The following is an 18,123-nucleotide window of genomic DNA, read 5'->3' as shown; positions in this document are numbered from 1 at the left end:
GCCGGACCGGCCGCGGGGCCCGTCACATCGCCGACGGGTCCTGCGGCGCCCGCCCCGACAGCACCTCGCCGTACGCCTGCATCAGGTCCGGCAGCCGCAGGGTGGCCAGGTCCTCGCGGGAGAGGACGCCCGGACAGGTGGACAGCCGCAGATCCCGGTACGCGCAGCTCTTCTCGTACAGCGTGCGCAGGAACCGGCCGTTGCCCAGCTCGTCGATCCAGCCCTGGTCGACCACGTGCCCGGCGATGGAGCGCAGCTCCTCCACCGCCTCCTCGTCCCACGCGTCCCCGTTCTCCGCCGCCAGCACCCGCCCGATCTCGGTCAGTTCCGTGGGGCGGTACGAGGGGAAGTCCACCCGGGTGGTGAAGCGGGACGACAGTCCGGGGTTGGCGGCCAGCAGCCGGTCCATGCCCTCGGGGTACCCGGCGAGGATCACCACCAGATGGTCGCGGTTGTCCTCGGCCCGCTTCAGCAGCACCTGGAGCGCCTCGTCGCCGTACGCGTCGCCCTTGCCGTACCCGGAGTTGGAGAGCGCGTACGCCTCGTCCACGAAGAGCACGCCGCCGATGGCCGAGTCGATCAGCTCGTTGGCCTTCACCGCGGTCTGGCCCAGGTACTCGCCGACCAGATCGGCCCGCTGGGCCTCCACCAGATGGTCGCCGCCGAGCAGGCCCAGGGCGTAGAAGACCCGGCCCAGGATGCGGGCCACCGTGGTCTTGCCGGTGCCGGAGGGGCCGGAGAAGACGAAGTGCCGTTTCGGCGGCTGGACCGGGAGGCCCTGCCCGGCGCGCAGCCGGGCCATGTTCAGCTGCGCCGAGAGCGCCTTCACCTGGCGCTTGACGGGCTCCAGGCCCACCATGCGCTCCAGTTCCTCCAGCGCCTCCTCCAGTAAGCCCGGATCGGTCGGCCCGGCCGGCAGGTTCGGGGAGGACAGCCCGCTCTTGACGCGGACCGCGCGGTCCCCCGCCGAGGGCAGCGGACCGGCCGGCAGGTCGGGCTCGGCGAACCTCAGGTCGCGGCCCTCGGCACCGAACAGCGGGTCGAGGGTGTCGGGGCCGTCCATCTGGTCCTGGCCGGCGCCGGACAGGGTGACCGCCGCGAAGTCGCCGGCGTCCTCGTACCCGTCGCCCTCGGCGATGGCGGCGAGCCGGGCGGAGGTGTCCATGAAGGCCGGGTCGACCCGGTGCACCGCCCGGTACAGCGGGAGCGCGGCGGCACTGCGGCCGGTGCCCTCGTGGGCGCGGGCCAGCCAGTAGCGCAGCTCCTTGCGCTGCGGCTGCTCGCTGCGGCAGAGCATCAGCGCGGCCGACAGCAGCGGCTCGGCCTGCCCGTACGTCTCCAGCCGGACCCGGGCCATGCCGCCGAACAGGCCCGCCTCTATGCCGAGCAGCGGGTCGTCCAGCAGCGGGTCGGTGTGCCGGACCAGCTGGTCCCAGTCCTTGACCAGATAGGCGCGGCAGGCGTGCAGGAAGCGCACCTGCGGGTCGGTGTCCACGGGCGGCAGCCCGGCCAGCGCCCGGTCCAGCTCCGGCACGTGGCGGCCGTCCAGCCAGTGCGAGGCGTGCGCCAGCAGCAGGTCGCGGGGGCTCTCCAGCACCGGCTGCACCCACCAGCCCAGCCAGTACCAGGAGTTGAGGGAGCGGCGGTGCCGGGCGCGCTGTTCGCCGAAGCGCTCGCGGTGCCGGAACATCCGCAGCAGCGCGGTGGTCGTGTCGACCCTGAGCGCGTGCAGCCCGAGCCAGGCGTCGGCCATCCCCGGGTCCATCCGCGTCGCGGCGCGGAACTCCTCCTCGGCCTGCGGGTAGGCGCCCATCGTGTAGGCGTCCACGCCTCGCACCCAGGCGAGGTCGGCCGGGGCCTCGGGGCCCCGCGTGCCGAAGTCCATCACGTCCCCCACGAACCGTGCTCCCCGTTGGTTGCCCGCCGGGCAGGCGCTCGGCGGTCGCCGCGGTCGAACCGCTGTACCGCGGACCGGAGTTGCCGGTGCGCGAGGCTGCTGCCCGAAGGTCGCACCGAGGGCATCGTACCCGTGGGACCACCGGCTGCCGAAGGGTGCCGCAGACGGCGTTTGACGAGGTGGGAGCATGCGGGGCGCACGGGGCGCGGTCACCGAGGGTGATCGAATCGGTGCGTTTCGCGGGCCGGGAGCCGACTCCGGGCAGAACGAAGCCCCCGATCACGGGGGAACAATCGGGGGCTTCGTGTCTCTGGAACGACCCGTGAAGGCCGTGTGTGGAGAACGTATGACCTGTACGGGCGCCGGGTCAAGCCAAGTTGGGGTCCTGAACGAACTTCCGGAACGGCCGTCTTCACACGTTGAGCACACAGCGGACGGCTCATCACCCTGAGTGAGAATCCGGGCCCCGCGACTCCCGCCGGAGGGGGCTCGCGGGCCCTGGCAGCACCTGATATCCCTCGGGTGCCGCGCGCACCACGAGGTCCGCGTGGGGGCGCGAGGGGTCGTCGGCGAAGTGCGCGCGCTCCGCCTCCGTCCAGCCGTCCCAGAACTCCCGCTGGGCCTCGCCGTCCCGGCGACGGCCCCGCGCCCAGGACTCCGGTGCGGACAGCTCCATCCAGATCAGGGCCGCCAGACGCGGGCGCAGCGCCCGGCGCCCGGCGCCGACGCCCTCGACCAGGACCACGGGGGCGGGCGGCAGGACGCGGGGCGGGCCGAAGGCGCGCAGGGTCCAGTCGTAGGGGGCGTACCGCGCGCTCTCGCCCCGGCCGAGCGGCTCGATGACCTGGGCGGTCAGGCGGCCGGTCCAGGCGAACAGCTCGTCGTGGGTGGCGATGTCGTCCAGGTGCAGCACCGGCGCCCCGCCGAGGGCGGCGGCCAGGTGTCCGGCGAAGGTGGACTTCCCGGAGCCCGCGTGCCCGTCGACACCGATCAGCCGGACCGGCCCGAGGGACGGGGGGAGGGCGCGCAGCCGGCGGGCGAGGTCGTGAATGGCGTTTCCTGAGGTGTGGTGCGGTGTGGGGGAGTTCTGCCGGAAACAGTCTAGTAGGGGGTGAAGGCGAGGTGTCCGACGGCCCGAAAAGCGCGACTTCCCGAGGCTCCCGCTGACTCAAGGTCAATCGGTGGAGATTTTCCCCCGGAATCCGCCGACCGATATGTGAAATTCGGCGTTCCAGGTGTGTCGCCCGATGAGTAAGGTGCGTCCTGCACAACTGCGACGCGTCGTATCGGGACGGACAGGGGAGCATGGCCGCGGAGTTATTCGAGGGGCAGTACGTCTGGCACCCGGCGGCCGACGACCGCGTCCTGGCGAGCGTATGCGTCGACGTACGGGCGGGGCGTCACCGCTACGCCTGCGAGGCTCTCGCCGAGACCCGGTCCGACTTCGCCCTGCGCGCCCACCGCTCGCTGGTGCTGGCCTCGGAGGCGGCCGGCACCGACCTGGTGGAGCGCTGGCTGGCCGAGGAGCCGTCGCCCGAGGCCGCGCTGATGTGGGCCCGGGTGGCCGTGCAGCGCGCGATGCGGGCCGCCGACGCGCGCGACGAACGCGCCGAGGCGCTGGAACGGATAGCGCTGGCCGCCTGCGAACGCGCCGCCGCCCTCGCCCCGGACGACCCCACACCCTGGGTCGCCAAACTGACCATGGCCCGGCTGCACCAGCTGCGCGAACCCGCGCCGCAGGGCCTGCTCACCGCGCCGCCCGGCCCCTGGCGGCTGTTCGCCCACATCCTGTCCCTGGACCCCTGGCACCGCGAGGCCCATCACCGCTTCCTCTCCTTCTTCTTCACCCGGCACGGCGGCACGGTCAACGCCGCCTGGGACGTGGCCGCCTTCCTCAGCCAGCGCGCCCCCGCCGACTCCGCCCTCCGGCTGCTGCCGCTGGTCGCGCTGGTGGAGAGCTACAACCCGACCCAGCTGCTCGCCGACCGGGTCTGGGAGCAGCCGCAGTGGCGCTCCACCGCGCTGGCCGCCTACCGCAACTGGCTGCCCACGGTGGCCGGTTCACGCTTCACCCCGGTGCTCGACCTGGCCTACCTCGCGCACGCGCTGGTCATGGGCCAGAGCGAGTTCGAGGCACGGGCGGTCTTCGCGGCGATGGGCCCGTACGCCTCGCGCATGCCCTGGAGCGCCTTCGGCGACCCCGCCGAGCAGCTCTCCCGCGCCCGGCGGGCCTGCGGGCTGCCCGTGCCCGGACCCGCCTGAGACCGCACTTCACGCGTCCACCCCCCAACAGAAAGGCAGATCAGTGTCGGAACGGATATCGCCGCCCGGGGCCGAGGCTCCGGCGGCCGAGGGACCGGTCGTGCTCGACGACGACGCGACCCTGCACGCGATGGGTTATCCGCGCAAACTCACCCGCCGTTTCAAAGCGTTCGACAATTTCGCGATCTCCTTCACCATCATCAATATCCTGTCGGGTATTTTCTCGTCCTTCGGATTCGGTCTGAGTGCGGGCGGTCCCCGCATTCTCGTGTTCGGCTGGATCGGCGTATCCGTGATGGTCCTCTTCATCGGAGCCGCCATGGCGGAGGTCGCCTCCGCCTATCCGACGAGCGGGGCGCTGTATTTCTCCGCCGGTAAACTCGCCAAGCGGCACAAGGGCGCCTGGTCCTGGTTCACCGGCTGGCTGAACTTCGTCGGACAGATCGGCGGCACCGCCGCCACCGGATACGCGGCCGCCACCTTCATCCAGGCGTTCGTCGCCCTCCAGTGGCCCTCCTACGAGCCCACCGCCCACCAGACGGTGCTGATCACCGCGCTGATCATCGTGCTCCAGGGTCTCGCCAACACCTACACCGTCCAGCTGGTCGCGCTGCTGAACCGGATTTCCGTCTGGTGGCTGCTGATCGGACTCGTCGTGATCGTGGGGGCACTCATCGTGATTCCGGATCACCACCAGTCGGCGTCCTTCGTCACGCATTTCGAGAACAACACCGGCTTCACCAACGGGCTTTACGGCGGCATGCTGGGCCTGCTGGTCACTAGCTGGACCTTCACCGGCTTCGACGGCAGCTTCCACATGTCGGAGGAAACGGTCCAGGCGACCGTCAACGCGCCCAAGGGCATCACCCGGGCCATCGGCTATTCGGCGATCACCGGCCTGATCCTGATGCTCGCGCTGGTCTACAGCATTAGCGACTACACCAAGGTGGCCGGCTCGGACGCGCCTCCCGTCCAGATTCTCATCGACGGGCTCGGCCTCGGCACCGCCAAGGCCATGCTGCTGATCGTCATCGGCGCCATGCTCTTCTGCGGCCTGGCCAACCTCACCAGCAACACCCGGCAGATCTTCGCCTTCTCGCGCGACGGCGCCATGCCCGGCTCCCGCTGGTGGCACTCGGTCTCGCCGCGCACCCGGACGCCCGTCAAGGCGGTCTGGCTCGCGGTGGCCTGCTCGCTCGCCCTGGTGGTGCCCGGCTGGTGGTCCCACACGGCGTTCACGGCGATCGTCAGCGTCAACGTGGTCGGACTGTTCCTCGCCTACGCGGTGCCGATCTTCCTCCGGCTGCGGCTCGGCGACGAGTTCCAGGCCGGCCCCTGGCACCTGGGCCGCTGGGGCCGCCCGATCGGCTGGGTCGCGGTGACCTGGATTCTGCTGAGCAGCGTCCTGTTCATGCTGCCGCAGGCGTCCCCGATCACCGTGGACTCCTTCAACTACGCGCCGATCGCGCTCGCGGCCGTGCTGCTCATCGCCACGGTGTGGTGGTTCACCACCGCCCGCCGCCGCTTCCAGGGCCCGGTCAGCTACGGCCGCCCCGACGAGGTCGCGGCGATGGACCTGGTCTGAGCTTGCGGGAGCTCCTGCCGGTGCGGCGGTTTCCCGCCATTGGCCAAGACCAATATTGGTGGGCGTGGCATGAGCCGAAGTGCTGGCAGGGGCATGGCGGCTGCTCCATAGTTGGCGCACGCCCGTTCACCTGAACCGTCCCGATCCGGACACCTGGGGGTAGTCGCGCCCATGAGCAGAGCCCAGCAGCCGTCCCGCCGTACCGTCCTCGCCGCAGCCGTCGCCGTCGCGGCGGCCGCCGGGACGGTACCCGCGGCCGCCGCCACGTCACCGGCGGCCGCCGGCGCCGGTGACGCGGGCCGCGCGCCCGCCCGTCCCGTCGACAACCGCGCCTGGACCACGTACTTCGACTGGCGCGGCGGCACCGGACGCGGCACCCGGACCGTGGCCGGCCGCCGCCCCGGCATCGTCATCGCCGTGCCCGAGGGCCGCACCGACTACACCGACCCGCACACCGGCACCACCGCCGCCTGGGAGTACGCCACCTGGACCTCCCCGCTGCACCGGCTCCGGGTGCCCGCCACCGAGCTGATCGCGTCCTGGAACGCCGACACCCCGGCCGGCACCTGGCTCCAGACCGAACTCCAGGCCACCTACTCCGACAGCACCACCGCCCCCTGGTACGTGATGGGCCGCTGGGCCGCGGGCGACGAGGACATCAAGCGGACCTCGGTGGACGACCAGAGCGACGGCAAGAGCTCGGTGTGGACCGACACCTTCGCCATCGACGACGCGAGCACCGGCCTGCGCGCGGTCGCGTACCGGCTGCGCCTCACCCTGTACCGGACGCCGGGCACCCGCCGGACCCCGACCGTGTGGCGCGCCGGCGCGATGGGCTCCGACGTCCCCGACCGCTTCACCGTCCCGGCCTCCACGCCCGGCCTCGCCCGCGAACTGGTCGTACCGCGCTACTCGCAGGAGATCCACAAGGGCCAGTACCCCGAGTACGACAACGGCGGCGAGGCGTGGTGCAGCCCGACCTCCTCGCAGATGATCGTCGAGTACTGGGGCGGCCGGCTCACCCCGAAACAGCTCGCCTGGGTCGACCCCTCCTACGCCGACCCGCAGGTGGACCACGCGGCCCGGTACACCTACGACCACCAGTACACCGGCTGCGGCAACTGGCCGTTCAACGCGGCCTACGCGGCCACCTTCCCCGGCATCCAGGGCGTGGTGACCCGGCTGAACTCGCTCACCGACCTGGAGACCCTGATCGCGGCGGGCATCCCGGCCATCACCTCCCAGTCCTTCCTCAAGACCGAGCTGACCGGCGCCGGTTACGGCACCTCCGGCCACCTGATGACGGTCATCGGCTTCACCGCCGACGGTGACGTCATCGCCAACGACCCGGCCTCGCCCAGCGACCCCGAGGTGCGCCGGGTCTACGCCCGCCGCGAGTGGGAGAACATCTGGTTGCGCACCAAGCGCTACGACGCGAACGGCCAGGTCAAGAGCGGTACGGGCGGTGTCTGCTACCTGTACTTCCCGGCCCGCCCGACCTCGCGCCAGCTGCGCGCGCTCGCGGCGGTGGGCGTGCGCTGACCCGGTGGAGGGGGCGGCCGGGCGCCGGTCCGCCCGCCCCCTCTGCCATACTGCGCGGGTCCCGCCGAACGCCGAGACCAGGGCAGACTGTGAGTGTGCGTCAGCAACCAGCGCCCGTGCCCGACCGGGCGCGCGGCACCGACCGCTCCGCGGCCCGCCGTGCCGAACTCCTCGCCATCGGGCGCACGCTGTTCGCGGACACCTCCTACGACGCGCTGTCCATGGACGACATCGCCCGCCAGGCCCATGTCGCCAAGGGCCTGATCTACTACTACTTCCGCTCCAAGCGCGGCTACTACCTGGCGATCGTCCAGGACTCCGTCGCCGAGCTGGTCGCCTTCGCCGCAAGCGGCGCCGAACTCCCGGCCAAGGACCGCCTCCAGCGCACCATCGACGGCTACCTCCGCTTCGCCGAGCACCACCAGGCCGCGTACCGCACCATCGTCAGCGGGGGCGTCGGCTTCGACGCCGAGGTGCACGCCATCCGGGACGGCGTGCGCGAGGCGATCGTCGCCACCATCGCCGACGGTGCGTACGGCAGGACCGACATCGGCGCGCTGGCCCGTACCGGCCTGTTCTCCTGGGTGTGCAGCGTCGAGGGCACCACCCTCGACTGGATCGGCCGCCCGGAGCTGACCCGCGCCGTTCTCGGCGAGCTGCTGGTCAAGACGCTCGGCGGCACCCTGCGCGCCATCGAGGAGCTGGACCCCTCCTGCCCGGCCCCGCCGCCGGCCCGCCGCGACGGCTGAGACGACCCCCCGGAAGGGCCCCGGCTGGATTCTTCAAGTAAGCGGTCGTTAACTGGTGACGGGAGGTTCCCGATCGGGCATACTCACGGCACAAGCCGCTGGTCAGCCGCCTCCGAGACCCGGAAGCGGGGCCCTCGGCGCCACCGGAGCGATCGCGCGGAGCCGCCCCACCCAAGGCGCACATCCGCCGATGTGCCCGCACAGGGAGGAGTCCGACGCCATGTCCGACCGCGAAACGCAGCCGGTGGAGCGTCAACTGCCCACGGACGAGGCGAGGGATCTGCTCGCCCTGGTCCGGGACATCGCACAGCGCGAGATCGCGCCGAAGGCGGCCGAGGAGGAGGACGCCGGACGCTTCCCCCGCGAGGTCTTCACCCTCCTGTCGGAAGCGGGCCTGCTGGGCCTGCCGTACGACCCCGAGCACGGCGGCGGCGAGCAGCCCTACGAGGTCTACCTCCAGGTGCTGGAGGAACTGGCCGCGGCCCGGCTCACCGTCGGCCTCGGCGTCAGCGTCCACACTCTCGCCTCGTACGCGCTCGCCACCCACGGCACCAAGCAGCAGCAGGTCGAGCATCTGCCCGCCATGCTCGGCGGCGGTCTGCTCGGCGCCTACTGCCTCTCCGAGCCCTCCTCGGGCTCCGACGCGGCCTCCCTGCGCACCCGGGCCGTCCGGGACGGCGACGACTGGGTGCTCGACGGCACCAAGGCGTGGATCACCCACGGCGGCATCGCCGATTTCTACACCGTGATGGCCCGCACCGGCGCCGACGGCCCGCGCGGCATCACCGCGTTCCTGGTGCCCGGCGACGCGGAGGGCCTGAGCGCGGCCGTGCCGGAGAAGAAGATGGGCCTCAAGGGCAGCCCCACCGCCCAGATTCACCTGGACGGCGTACGCGTCCCGGACGAGCGGCGCATCGGCGAGGAGGGGCAGGGCTTCGGTATCGCCCTGTCGGCGCTCGACTCGGGCCGGCTCGGCATAGCGGCCTGCGCCATCGGCGTCGCCCAGGCGGCCCTGGACCAGGCGGTGGCGTACGCGACCGAGCGCCGGCAGTTCGGGCACCCCATCGCGGACTTCCAGGGGCTGCGCTTCCTGCTGGCCGACATGGCCACCCAGATCGAGGCGGGCCGGGCGCTGTACCTGGCGGCGGCCCGGCTGAAGGACGCGGGCCGGCCGTTCGCCAAGCAGGCCGCCATGGCCAAGCTGCACTGCACCGACACCGCGATGCGGGTCACCGTCGACGCCGTGCAGGTGCTCGGCGGGTACGGCTACACCGCCGACTTCCCGGCCGAGCGCTACATGCGCGAGGCCAAGGTGCTCCAGATCGTCGAGGGCACCAACCAGATCCAGCGGATGGTCATCGCCCGTCATCTGGCGGGGCCGGAGAGTCGCTGAACTGCCCCCTGCGCACCGTCGGGGCCGCCAGCTCGGTCCACTCCGGGTCGTGGCGCCCCGGCAGGGTGCGGCCCCGGTCCGCCCAGACCCGCATCAGCTCGGTGTAGATGGGCGGGTCCGGGTGCGGCGGCGCGGCCGCGTCCGCCGGCCGGGGCACGTAGACGCGGCGCTGACGCCCGGTGGCCGTCTGGGTGGGAGTCATGCCCGGCCAACGCGAGCGTGGCCGGGCAGGTCACCGGCGGGCGGAATCGAGCGTCAGTTCAGCGTCGTCCGCACCGCTCAGGCGGCGGCCTTGCCGCGCATGAACGGCACCTGGAAGGGGCGCGAGCCCGGTCCGCCCACGTGCGAGAACGGCTGGGTACGCCAGTCCAGGCCCTGGGGGAGCGTCAGCAGCAGGGCGGTGTCCTGCTCCTGCGGGGTGAAGGAGGCGTCGGCGGGGCGGGCGTCCGCCGCCGCGCGGCCCGTACCGGCACAGGCCGTCAGGCCGAAGGGGTTCCACGGCGAGGCGCACAGCGCGTGCTCCGGCAGGGACTCCTCGTCCGCCAGCAGCGCGATGGCCTGCGCGCAGTCCGGGCAGATCACCCGGTACATCTCGAAGGTGTCGTAGTCGGCGTCGAGGCCGTAGGCGTCACCGGAGTCCGGTTCGACACCCTCCGGCTCGGGTTCGACCACGAGTCGCTGCCGCTTGGCGGCGGCACGAACGGGGCGCTTGACACTCTGCATGGGATTCTCCCCCTGAAAAGGCTGGGCCGTGAAGGCGCTGCGGCCTCGACCACAGCAAGCACTTCCCGCAGGTTCTCGGCGGTAACCGTGAGAACCTCACGCAGCGCGCTCACATGGTGTGGCGTTCGTCACAGGCTAACGGTGGATATCCCCCCAGATGCCGCGTGCCGCGCCATCGGAGCCCCGCGAAGTTGTCCCGACGTTCTCCCGCGCGCACGCGCGCGGGGCCGCACGGTAGGTTCTGGCGCATGGAGGAGCTGGACCGTCAGATCGTGCAGTTGCTCGTCAAGGACGGGCGGATGAGCTACACGGACCTGGGCAAGGCCACGGGCCTGTCCACATCGGCCGTGCACCAGCGCGTGCGCCGGCTCGAACAGCGGGGTGTCATCCGCGGCTACGCCGCGGTCGTCGACCCCGAGGCCGTCGGGCTGCCAATGACCGCGTTCATCTCCGTCAAACCGTTCGACCCCAGCGCCCCCGACGACATCGCCGAGCGGCTCGCGGGCGTCCCCGAGATCGAGGCGTGCCACAGCGTCGCCGGCGACGAGAACTACATCCTCAAGGTGCGGGTGGCCACCCCGCACGAACTGGAGGAACTCCTCGCCCGGCTCCGCTCCCTGGCCGGCGTCTCCACCCGCACCACGGTCGTGCTCTCCACGCCGTACGAGGCACGCCCGCCGAAGATCTCCTGAGCCCCCCTTTCGCGCGCCCCGGTTCCGGGCGCGCCGGAGGTACGGGGGAGACTGGTGGGCATGAGTGAGCAGCCCGCCGGCCCCCAGACCGTCCTCCTGCGCCGGGGCGAGGTCCACAGCCCCGCCGACCCCTTCGCCACCGCCATGGTGGTGGAGCGCGGCCAGGTCGCCTGGGTGGGCTCGGAGGGCGCCGCCGACGCCTTCGCCGACGGCGTGGACGAGGTGGTCGACCTCGACGGCGCCCTGGTCACCCCCGCCTTCACCGACGCCCATGTGCACACCACCGCCACCGGCCTCGCCCTGACCGGCCTCGACCTCTCCGCCGCGCCCACCCTGGAGGCGGCCCTCGCCCTGGTCCGGGAGTTCGCCGCCGCGCGCCCCGCCGACCGGGTCCTGCTGGGCCACGGCTGGGACGCCGCCCGCTGGCCCGGTGGACGCCCGCCGACGCGCGCGGAGCTGGACGCGGCCACCGGAGGCCGTCCGCTGTACCTGTCCCGCGCCGACGTCCACTCGGCCGTCGTCAGCACCGCCCTGCTGGACCTCGTCCCGGCCGCCGTGAGCCGCGTCGACGCCCCGCTCACCGCCGACGACCACCACGCCGTCCGCGAGGCCGCCCTCGGCGCGCTCGCCCCGGCCCAGCGCGCCGAGGCCCAGCGCACCGCGCTCGCGCAGGCGGCCTCCCTCGGCATCGGCTCGGTGCACGAGTGCGGCGGCCCGCAGATCTCCTCCGAGGACGACTTCACCGCCCTGCTGAAGCTCGCCGGGGAACTGCCCGGCCCCCGCGTCGTCGGCTACTGGGCCGAACGGGACGTGGACAAGGCCCGCGAACTCGGTGCGGCGGGTGCGGCCGGGGACCTCTTCGTGGACGGGGCGCTGGGCTCCCACACCGCCTGCCTGCACCAGCCGTACGCCGACGCCCCGCACACCGGCACCGCCTACCTGGACGCCGACGCGGTCGCCGAGCATGTCGTCGCCTGCACCGAGGCCGGGCTCCAGGCGGGCTTCCACGCCATCGGCGACGCCGCCGTCGCCGCCGTGGCCGAGGGCGTGCGCGCGGCCGCCGAGAAGGTCGGCCTCGCCCGTGTACGGGCCGCCCGGCACCGGGTCGAGCACGCCGAGATGCTCACCCCCGACACCGTCGCCGCCTTCGCCGAGCTGGGCCTGATCGCCTCCGTCCAGCCCGCCTTCGACGGCGTGTGGGGCGGCGAGGACGGCATGTACGCCCGCCGGCTGGGCGCCGGGCGGGCCCGCACCCTCAACCCGTACGCGGCCCTGCTGCGCGCCGGGGTGCCGCTCGCCTTCGGCTCCGACAGCCCGGTCACCCCGCTCGACCCCTGGGGCACCGTGCGCGCCGCCGCCTTCCACCGCACGCCGGAGCACCGGGTGTCGGTGCGGGCCGCGTTCACCGCGCACACGCGCGGCGGCTGGCGTGCCATCGGCCGGGACGACGCGGGCGTCCTGGTGCCGGGCGCGCCCGCCGACTACGCGGTCTGGCACACCGGTGACCTCGTGGTGCAGGCCCCCGACGACCGGGTGGCCCGCTGGTCCACCGACCCCCGATCCGGCACCCCCGGCCTGCCCGACCTGACCCCCGGCACCGGGCTCCCGGTCTGCCTGCGGACGGTGGTCGGGGGACGGACGGTGTTCGTACGGCCGGGCGAGTGATCTCCCGGGCCGCCCGGGGAGCCGAACGGGTGGCGCCGCCCGGTCGCCCGACCTGCGCATCCTCGCCATTTCCGCGCCCTGTCCGGCGTAGGCGCTGGCCAGGGGGCTGTTGACAGCCGACGGCGGGGGGCCGGTAGGTTCGGCCGAGTCCACCAACGGACGTTCGACCGGGGAGTGTTCACACACTCGTCGCGGCGCCACTGGGTCAGGGCGGTGTGCCGTACCGGGGCACCGTCGACGGCAGCCAGGCGCAGTGCTCGCGCCGACGAGGGAGCGCTCCGGCCGGTCGGCAAGGTGTGACCCGGATGGGGCCCGCGCGCTCAGTAGACAACGGCTCTCGGTCGATCCGCAGCCAGCGGGTCCCAGGTCGGCCCGAAGGGCGGCGCGGGCCCCCATCCGCCGCGTGAAACCCGCGGCACGGCGGCGCGAAATCCGCCGAAAAGCGCGCTCCTACCCCGCTCACCGGCTTCCGACACCGCCCGAGGCCCGTGCCGCCGCGTCATCGCAGGCCGTGACCACTATGGTGGACGCCTGCGCACGACATGAAGGGGCAGCAGTGAACGACGGCGACGGGACCCTCTCGGCCAAGGCCAGAGGGCGGCAGTTCGGTCCGCTCGGCACGGCCTTGGTGATCATTCCGACCTACAACGAGGCGGAGAACATCAAGGCCATCGTGGGCCGGGTACGCAAGGCCGTCCCCGAGGCGCACGTCCTCGTGGCGGACGACAACAGCCCGGACGGCACCGGCAAGCTGGCCGACGAGCTGGCCGCCGCGGACGACCACGTCCAGGTGCTGCACCGCAAGGGCAAGGAGGGCCTGGGCGCCGCCTACCTGGCGGGCTTCCGCTGGGGCATGGAGCACGGCTACGGCGTGCTGGTCGAGATGGACGCCGACGGCTCCCACCAGCCCGAGGAACTGCCCCGCCTGCTGACCGCCCTCAAGGGCGCCGACCTGGTCCTCGGCTCGCGCTGGGTGCCCGGCGGCCGGGTGGTGAACTGGCCCCGGTCCCGTGAGGTCATCTCCCGGGGCGGCAGCCTGTACTCCCGGATCGCCCTCGACCTGCCGCTGCGCGACATCACCGGCGGCTACCGCGCCTTCCGCGCCGAGACGCTCCAGGGGCTCGGTCTGGAGGAGGTCGCCTCCCAGGGCTACTGCTTCCAGGTCGACCTGGCCCGCCGCGCGGTCAAGGCCGGGTACCACGTGGTGGAGGTCCCGATCACCTTCGTGGAGCGCGAGTTCGGCGACTCCAAGATGAGCCGGGACATCCTCGTGGAGGCCCTGTGGCGGGTCACCGCGTGGGGCGTGGGCGACCGCGTCGGCAAGATCAAGGCCAAGGGCAAGTAGGGGTACCGGGCGGGGCCCAGGCACACTGGAAGCATGACGACTGGCGCATCCACCCCTCCGCAGACCGGGCAGCCAGGACAAGCCGGACAGGCCGGGCGGCCCAGGCGTTCGGCGCCGCGCAGGTATCTGCCGCTCGCGCCGGCCGCGTGGCTGGTGCTGGAGATCTGGCTGTTCACCCTGGTCGCGGACGCGGCCGGGGGCCTCGCCGTGTTCCTGATCCTGGCCGCGAGCTTCGTCGCGGGCGCGGTCGTGGTGAAGCGGGCCGGCCGCCGCGCCTTCCGCAGCCTGGACGAGGCCCTGCGGCGCGGTGCCGCGCCCTCCCCGGGCGGCGGCAGCAACGGCCTGCTGATGCTCGCCGGGCTCCTGCTGATGCTCCCCGGCATGCTCTCCGACGTGGCCGGACTGCTCCTGCTGCTCCCCCCGGTGCAGAATCTGGTGCGCCGGCGCACCGAGCACGTGGTGAGCCGCAAGCTGCGCGGGGCCACCCCGGGCTCCTTCGGCGACGCCTTCCAGCAGGCCCGTATCCACCGCCCGGACGGCAAGGTGGTGCAGGGCGAGGTCGTCCGCGAGCGCCGCGACGACTCCACCGGCGAACCCCGGCCGCCGCTGGACCGCTGAGCGGGTCCGGACAGCACGAAACCGCGGGCGCCGTACATCGTGACGATGTACGGCGCCCGCGGTTTCTCTGTGCGCTCGGTCCGGCGCGGCCCCTGGGGGCTACGCGGACTTGCGGCTGTCGCGCGGGTGTACCGCGATGTTCATCGCGCCCGACCGCAGGACCGCCAGACGCTCCTCGAGGACCTCTTCGAGTTCCTCGCGGGTGCGTCGTTCCATCAGCATGTCCCAATGGGTACGCGCGGGCTTGGCCTTCTTCTCCTCAGGGCCGTCGCCGTCGACCAGGAGTGCCTGGGCCCCGCAGACCTTGCACTCCCACTCCGGCGGAATCTCCGCCTCGACCGAGAAGGGCATCTCGAAACGATGCCCCTTCTCGCATGCGTACTCCACGGCCTGGCGCGGGGCCAGGTCGATGCCGCGGTCCGTCTCGTAGCTGGTCACCACGAGGCGCGTACCGCGAAGAGCTCGCTCACTCATGAATCGTGCCTCCCGGGCTTGTCGCCCACAGGACAGGTGTCGCTGTCGTCGTCATCCGGTCAACGTCCGGTCGGCGGTAAAGATTCCCGTTCCGAGTCCCGTTCCGGGTCGTGCGTCGCCGTCGTAGCCGCCCCTTGTTGTACCCACACACGCCCGGTTTGTCACATCTGCACGCAGAAATGACCCAGCGTTTCGCTGTCTTTGACGCGCAGTAACGGTACGCCTGGCAGGCCAAACGCGTACACTACCGCCCTTTCGTGTTGAACGCTAAATCCTCTCGGGTACCGGGTTCCCCGCCTCGCCGATCGCACGCCGGACCGGTACCCGCGCGAGCAGGACGAAGCCGATCACGAAGAAGGCCACCAGGGAGACGATCGCGGAGCGGTAGCTTCCGGTGAGCTGGTAGGTCACCCCGAACAGCAGCGGGCCGAGCCAGCTCATGCCCCGGTCGCTCATCTCGTACGCGGAGAAGTACTCCGCCTCCTTGCCCGGCGGGATCAGGTGGGAGAACAGCGAGCGGGAGAGCGCCTGGCTGCCGCCGAGCACCATGCCGATCGCGGCCGCCAGCACATAGAAGTACACCGGCGCCCCGGCGGGCAGGAAGTACCCGGCGGCCAGGGTGAGCGTCCAGGCCACCAGGGAGCCGAGGATCGTGCGCTGGGCGCCGTAGGTCCGCGCCAGCCTGCCCATCGCCAGGGCTCCCGCGACCGCGAGGATCTGCACCAGCAGCACCGCGCCGATCAGCGTGGACTGCTCCAGACCCAGCTCCTCGGAGCCGTACACCGACGCCTGGGTGATCACCGTCTGGATGCCGTCGTTGTAGACGAGGTAGGCCAGCAGGAAGGCGAGGGTGCGGGGGTGGCGGCGCATGTCCCGCACCGTGGCCGCCAATTGGCGCAGCCCGGTCGGGGCGGAGGCCGCCACGCGCGCGTGGCGGTCGCGCAGTCGGCGCAGCGGGATCAGGGCGAAGGCGCCCCACCACAGCCCGGCCGAGGCCAGGCACACCCGCACGGCCTCGGTCTCCGAGAGCCCGAAGGAGTCGTGCGCCAGGTAGAGCACCAGGTTCACGACCAGCATCAGGGAGCCGGCCGCGTAGCCGAAGGCCCAGCCGCGCGAGGAGACCCGGTCGCGGTCGGCGGGCGGTGCGATCTGCGGCAGGTAGGAGTTGTAGAGCATCGTCCCGACCGACTGCGCCGCGTTGGCCACCACCAGCAGGAGCCCGCCGAGCAGATACCGGTCGCCGTCCAGGAAGAACATGCCCGTGGTCGCGGCCGCCCCGGTGTACGCGGCCGCCGCCAGCAGCGGCTTCTTGCGGCCCGTGCGGTCGGCCAGGCTGCCCACCAGGGGCATCACCAGCACCGCGACGATCACCGACAGGGAGACCGTGTAGGCGAAGAACGAGCCCGCGCGCACCGGCAGCCCGAGCGGGTGCACATAGCCGTTCGCGTCGGCCGCGTGCCGGGCCACGGAGGTCAGATACGGGCCGAGGAACACCGTCAGGACGCTGGTGGAGTAGACCGAGCACGCCCAGTCGTACCAGTACCAGCCGCGTTGCTCCCGCCGTGAACCCGCCGTCTCCTCGGACGCCCCCGCCCGCACGGTGTCGATCCCCACCCCGCGCCCTCGCTTCCCCGCCGCAGTGCCGTGCCAAGGCGGGGCAGGCGTGGCGGGCCCGGGTCAGACCCAGACGCCGCGGTCCTCCATGACCTCGCGCAACGTGTCGATGTGATCGGTCATGATGCCATCGACCCCCAGATCCAGGAGCCGGTGCATCCGCTCGGGATCGTTGACCGTCCACACGTGCACCTTCAGCCCGCGCGCGTGCGCCGCCCGCACGAAGCGCCGGTCGGCCACCGGGACGCCCGACTGCACCTCCGGCACCTGCGCCGCCACGGCCGAGCCGCGCACCGGGGCGGGCAATCCCCAGGAGCGCAGCCGCAGTCCCAGCACGCCCAGGGTGCCGAACGAGGTGGCCAGCCTCGGCCCCGCCAGCCGCTGCGCCCGGCGCACCCGCGCCTCGGAGAAGGAGCCCAGACAGACGCGGTCCCAGGCATTCGTCCGCCCGACCAGCTCCAGGAAGGGCAGCAGGGCCGCCTCCGCCTTCACGTCCACGTTCCAGCGGACCTCGGGGAACGTCTCCAGCAGCTCCGCGAACAGCGGTACGGGCTCCCGGCCGCCCACGCGGGCCCGGCCGACCTCCGTCCACGGCAGGTCGGCGACGCGGCCGGTGCCGTCGGTGACCCGGTCCAGGGAGTCGTCGTGGAAGGCGACCAGTGTGCCGTCCTTGGTGAGGTGGACGTCGGTCTCGATGTAGCGGTAGCCCAGCTCCACCGCCCGGCGGAACTGGGCCACGGTGTTCTCCACCCCGTCGGCCGCCCCGCCCCGGTGGGCGAAGGGGATGGGGCCGGGGTGGTCCAGGTACGGATGGCGTATCGGCTCGGTCACCGGCGCAGTATCGCGCGCTCCGGCGCGTGGGCGGCAACCACCCTGCTCGGTGCTGGCGCCGGGCGCAGGGCGAAGACGCGCAGGAAGAACTGGGCCAGCGGGCCGATCGCCAGCGCGTACAGCACGGTGCCGACGCCGACCGTGCCGCCGAGGGCGAAGCCGGTCGCCACCACGGTGACCTCCACACAGGTGCGGATCAGCCGGATGGAGCGGCCGGTGCGCCGGTGCAGCCCGGTCATCAGACCGTCGCGCGGGCCGGGGCCGAAGTTCGCCGCGATGTAGAGGCCGGTTGCCGCGCCGTTGAGCACGATGCCGGAGGCCATCAGCGCGATCCGCGCGGCCGGGCCGTGCGCCGGAGGCAGTACGGACAGGGTGGCGTCCATGGCGAAGCCGATCACCAGCACGTTGGAGACCGTGCCCAGGCCGGGACGCTGGCGCAGCGGAATCCAGAGCAGCAGGAGGGCCGCTCCGAGCAGCGTCAGCACCACGCCCATGCTCAGGCCGGTGCGGGCGGCCAGCCCCTGGTGCAGCACGTTCCACGGCTCCAGGCCGAGGCCCGAGCGGACGAGCAGCGCGGAACTCGCCCCGTACAGCGCGAGTCCGGCGTAGAGCTGGAGGAGTCGGCGGGCGAGGCGGCCCGGAGCGGACATGGAATACCCCCCTGGGGTGGTGACAGTGGCCTTGCTCATGTCACTCTGTGGCTTGGGACGGAGCGCCATCCATGGCCAATCCG

At 72.6% G+C, this 18,123-nt stretch carries 17 protein-coding genes; 9 read left to right on the top strand and 8 right to left on the bottom strand.

Translation table 11 applies throughout. From position 1 onward, the window contains the following. Positions 1 to 22: 22 nt before the first annotated feature. Complete coding sequence (locus tag D0Z67_RS04080) at positions 23 to 1,885, bottom strand: AAA family ATPase (RefSeq protein WP_031180214.1); 1,863 nt, start codon at positions 1,883 to 1,885, stop codon at positions 23 to 25. 454 nt (positions 1,886 to 2,339) lie between these two features. After that, complete coding sequence (locus D0Z67_RS04075; RefSeq protein ID WP_051887528.1) at positions 2,340 to 2,810, bottom strand: uridine kinase family protein; 471 nt, start codon at positions 2,808 to 2,810, stop codon at positions 2,340 to 2,342. 392 nt (positions 2,811 to 3,202) lie between these two features. Between D0Z67_RS04075 and D0Z67_RS04070 the strand changes: the two genes are divergently transcribed. The 5 genes from D0Z67_RS04070 (at position 3,203) to D0Z67_RS04050 (ending at position 9,428) form a co-directional block, all read left to right on the top strand. Next, entirely contained in the window at positions 3,203 to 4,159 is a 957-nt protein-coding gene (locus D0Z67_RS04070; protein WP_031180216.1) for a hypothetical protein, read from the top strand. 43 nt (positions 4,160 to 4,202) lie between these two features. After that, positions 4,203 to 5,744 (top strand): amino acid permease, encoded by a 1,542-nt coding sequence (locus D0Z67_RS04065; RefSeq protein ID WP_031180217.1) that lies wholly within the window; start codon positions 4,203 to 4,205, stop codon positions 5,742 to 5,744. 171 nt (positions 5,745 to 5,915) lie between these two features. Then, positions 5,916 to 7,286, top strand: a complete 1,371-nt coding sequence (locus D0Z67_RS04060; protein WP_031180218.1) for a peptidase C39 family protein — start codon at positions 5,916 to 5,918, stop codon at positions 7,284 to 7,286. Positions 7,287 to 7,375: 89 nt separating this feature from the next. Continuing rightward, entirely contained in the window at positions 7,376 to 8,035 is a 660-nt protein-coding gene (locus D0Z67_RS04055) for a TetR/AcrR family transcriptional regulator (RefSeq protein WP_031180219.1), read from the top strand. Positions 8,036 to 8,255: 220 nt separating this feature from the next. Further along, a complete protein-coding gene (locus D0Z67_RS04050; protein WP_031180220.1) occupies positions 8,256 to 9,428 on the top strand; it encodes an acyl-CoA dehydrogenase in 1,173 nt (390 codons plus the stop codon). Here D0Z67_RS04050 and D0Z67_RS04045 read toward each other — a convergent pair. Both D0Z67_RS04045 and D0Z67_RS04040 read right to left on the bottom strand, forming a co-directional pair. After that, a complete protein-coding gene (locus D0Z67_RS04045) occupies positions 9,391 to 9,630 on the bottom strand; it encodes a hypothetical protein (protein WP_031180221.1) in 240 nt (79 codons plus the stop codon). The two genes, D0Z67_RS04050 and D0Z67_RS04045, sit on opposite strands and share 38 nt — an antisense overlap. A gap of 77 nt (positions 9,631 to 9,707) precedes the next feature. Next, positions 9,708 to 10,151 carry a hypothetical protein gene (locus D0Z67_RS04040; protein ID WP_031180222.1) on the bottom strand — a complete coding sequence of 148 codons (444 nt, stop codon included), beginning with the start codon at positions 10,149 to 10,151 and terminating at the stop codon, positions 9,708 to 9,710. 248 nt (positions 10,152 to 10,399) lie between these two features. Here D0Z67_RS04040 and D0Z67_RS04035 point away from each other — a divergent pair, with 248 nt between their 5' ends. From D0Z67_RS04035 to fxsA, 4 genes are all read left to right on the top strand, one after another. Further along, complete coding sequence (locus D0Z67_RS04035; protein WP_030810457.1) at positions 10,400 to 10,843, top strand: Lrp/AsnC family transcriptional regulator; 444 nt, start codon at positions 10,400 to 10,402, stop codon at positions 10,841 to 10,843. Between the two features lie 60 nt (positions 10,844 to 10,903). Further along, positions 10,904 to 12,508 (top strand): amidohydrolase, encoded by a 1,605-nt coding sequence (locus D0Z67_RS04030; protein WP_031180223.1) that lies wholly within the window; start codon positions 10,904 to 10,906, stop codon positions 12,506 to 12,508. Between the two features lie 556 nt (positions 12,509 to 13,064). Next, positions 13,065 to 13,853, top strand: a complete 789-nt coding sequence (locus D0Z67_RS04025) for a polyprenol monophosphomannose synthase (RefSeq protein ID WP_031180224.1) — start codon at positions 13,065 to 13,067, stop codon at positions 13,851 to 13,853. Between the two features lie 33 nt (positions 13,854 to 13,886). Next, a complete protein-coding gene (gene fxsA, locus D0Z67_RS04020; RefSeq protein ID WP_031180225.1) occupies positions 13,887 to 14,471 on the top strand; it encodes an FxsA family membrane protein in 585 nt (194 codons plus the stop codon). Positions 14,472 to 14,570: 99 nt separating this feature from the next. Here fxsA and D0Z67_RS04015 read toward each other — a convergent pair whose 3' ends face one another. From D0Z67_RS04015 to yczE, 4 genes are all read right to left on the bottom strand, one after another. Further along, entirely contained in the window at positions 14,571 to 14,945 is a 375-nt protein-coding gene (locus tag D0Z67_RS04015; RefSeq protein ID WP_003977404.1) for an RNA polymerase-binding protein RbpA, read from the bottom strand. Between the two features lie 267 nt (positions 14,946 to 15,212). Next, entirely contained in the window at positions 15,213 to 16,559 is a 1,347-nt protein-coding gene (locus D0Z67_RS04010; RefSeq protein WP_031180226.1) for an MFS transporter, read from the bottom strand. A 63-nt stretch (positions 16,560 to 16,622) separates the two neighbouring features. Next, positions 16,623 to 17,390, bottom strand: coding sequence for a glycerophosphodiester phosphodiesterase family protein (locus D0Z67_RS04005; RefSeq protein WP_031180227.1), 768 nt, complete (start codon positions 17,388 to 17,390; stop codon positions 16,623 to 16,625). Continuing rightward, entirely contained in the window at positions 17,387 to 18,079 is a 693-nt protein-coding gene (gene yczE, locus D0Z67_RS04000) for a membrane protein YczE (RefSeq protein WP_051887529.1), read from the bottom strand. The genes D0Z67_RS04005 and yczE overlap by 4 nt, the downstream gene beginning before the upstream one ends. Positions 18,080 to 18,123: the final 44 nt, after the last annotated feature.

Source organism: Streptomyces seoulensis, from assembly GCF_004328625.1.
In the GTDB taxonomy this organism is placed as follows: Bacteria; Actinomycetota; Actinomycetes; order Streptomycetales; family Streptomycetaceae; genus Streptomyces; species Streptomyces seoulensis.
The sequence above is the reverse complement of the archived record's forward strand: the minus strand, read 5'-3'. Positions and strand labels throughout refer to the sequence as shown.

What these genes read in the sequence shown, in the direction of transcription:
- D0Z67_RS04080 (WP_031180214.1), bottom strand. Translation starts at nt 1,885, where the DNA reads ATGGACTTCGGCACGCGGGGCCCCGAGGCCCCGGCCGACCTCGCCTGG.
- D0Z67_RS04070 (WP_031180216.1), top strand. Translation starts at nt 3,203, where the DNA reads ATGGCCGCGGAGTTATTCGAGGGGCAGTACGTCTGGCACCCGGCGGCC.
- D0Z67_RS04060 (WP_031180218.1), top strand. Translation starts at nt 5,916, where the DNA reads ATGAGCAGAGCCCAGCAGCCGTCCCGCCGTACCGTCCTCGCCGCAGCC.
- D0Z67_RS04050 (WP_031180220.1), top strand. Translation starts at nt 8,256, where the DNA reads ATGTCCGACCGCGAAACGCAGCCGGTGGAGCGTCAACTGCCCACGGAC.
- D0Z67_RS04045 (WP_031180221.1), bottom strand. Translation starts at nt 9,630, where the DNA reads ATGACTCCCACCCAGACGGCCACCGGGCGTCAGCGCCGCGTCTACGTG.
- D0Z67_RS04040 (WP_031180222.1), bottom strand. Translation starts at nt 10,151, where the DNA reads ATGCAGAGTGTCAAGCGCCCCGTTCGTGCCGCCGCCAAGCGGCAGCGA.
- D0Z67_RS04035 (WP_030810457.1), top strand. Translation starts at nt 10,400, where the DNA reads ATGGAGGAGCTGGACCGTCAGATCGTGCAGTTGCTCGTCAAGGACGGG.
- D0Z67_RS04030 (WP_031180223.1), top strand. Translation starts at nt 10,904, where the DNA reads ATGAGTGAGCAGCCCGCCGGCCCCCAGACCGTCCTCCTGCGCCGGGGC.
- fxsA (WP_031180225.1), top strand. Translation starts at nt 13,887, where the DNA reads ATGACGACTGGCGCATCCACCCCTCCGCAGACCGGGCAGCCAGGACAA.
- D0Z67_RS04015 (WP_003977404.1), bottom strand. Translation starts at nt 14,945, where the DNA reads ATGAGTGAGCGAGCTCTTCGCGGTACGCGCCTCGTGGTGACCAGCTAC.
- yczE (WP_051887529.1), bottom strand. Translation starts at nt 18,079, where the DNA reads ATGAGCAAGGCCACTGTCACCACCCCAGGGGGGTATTCCATGTCCGCT.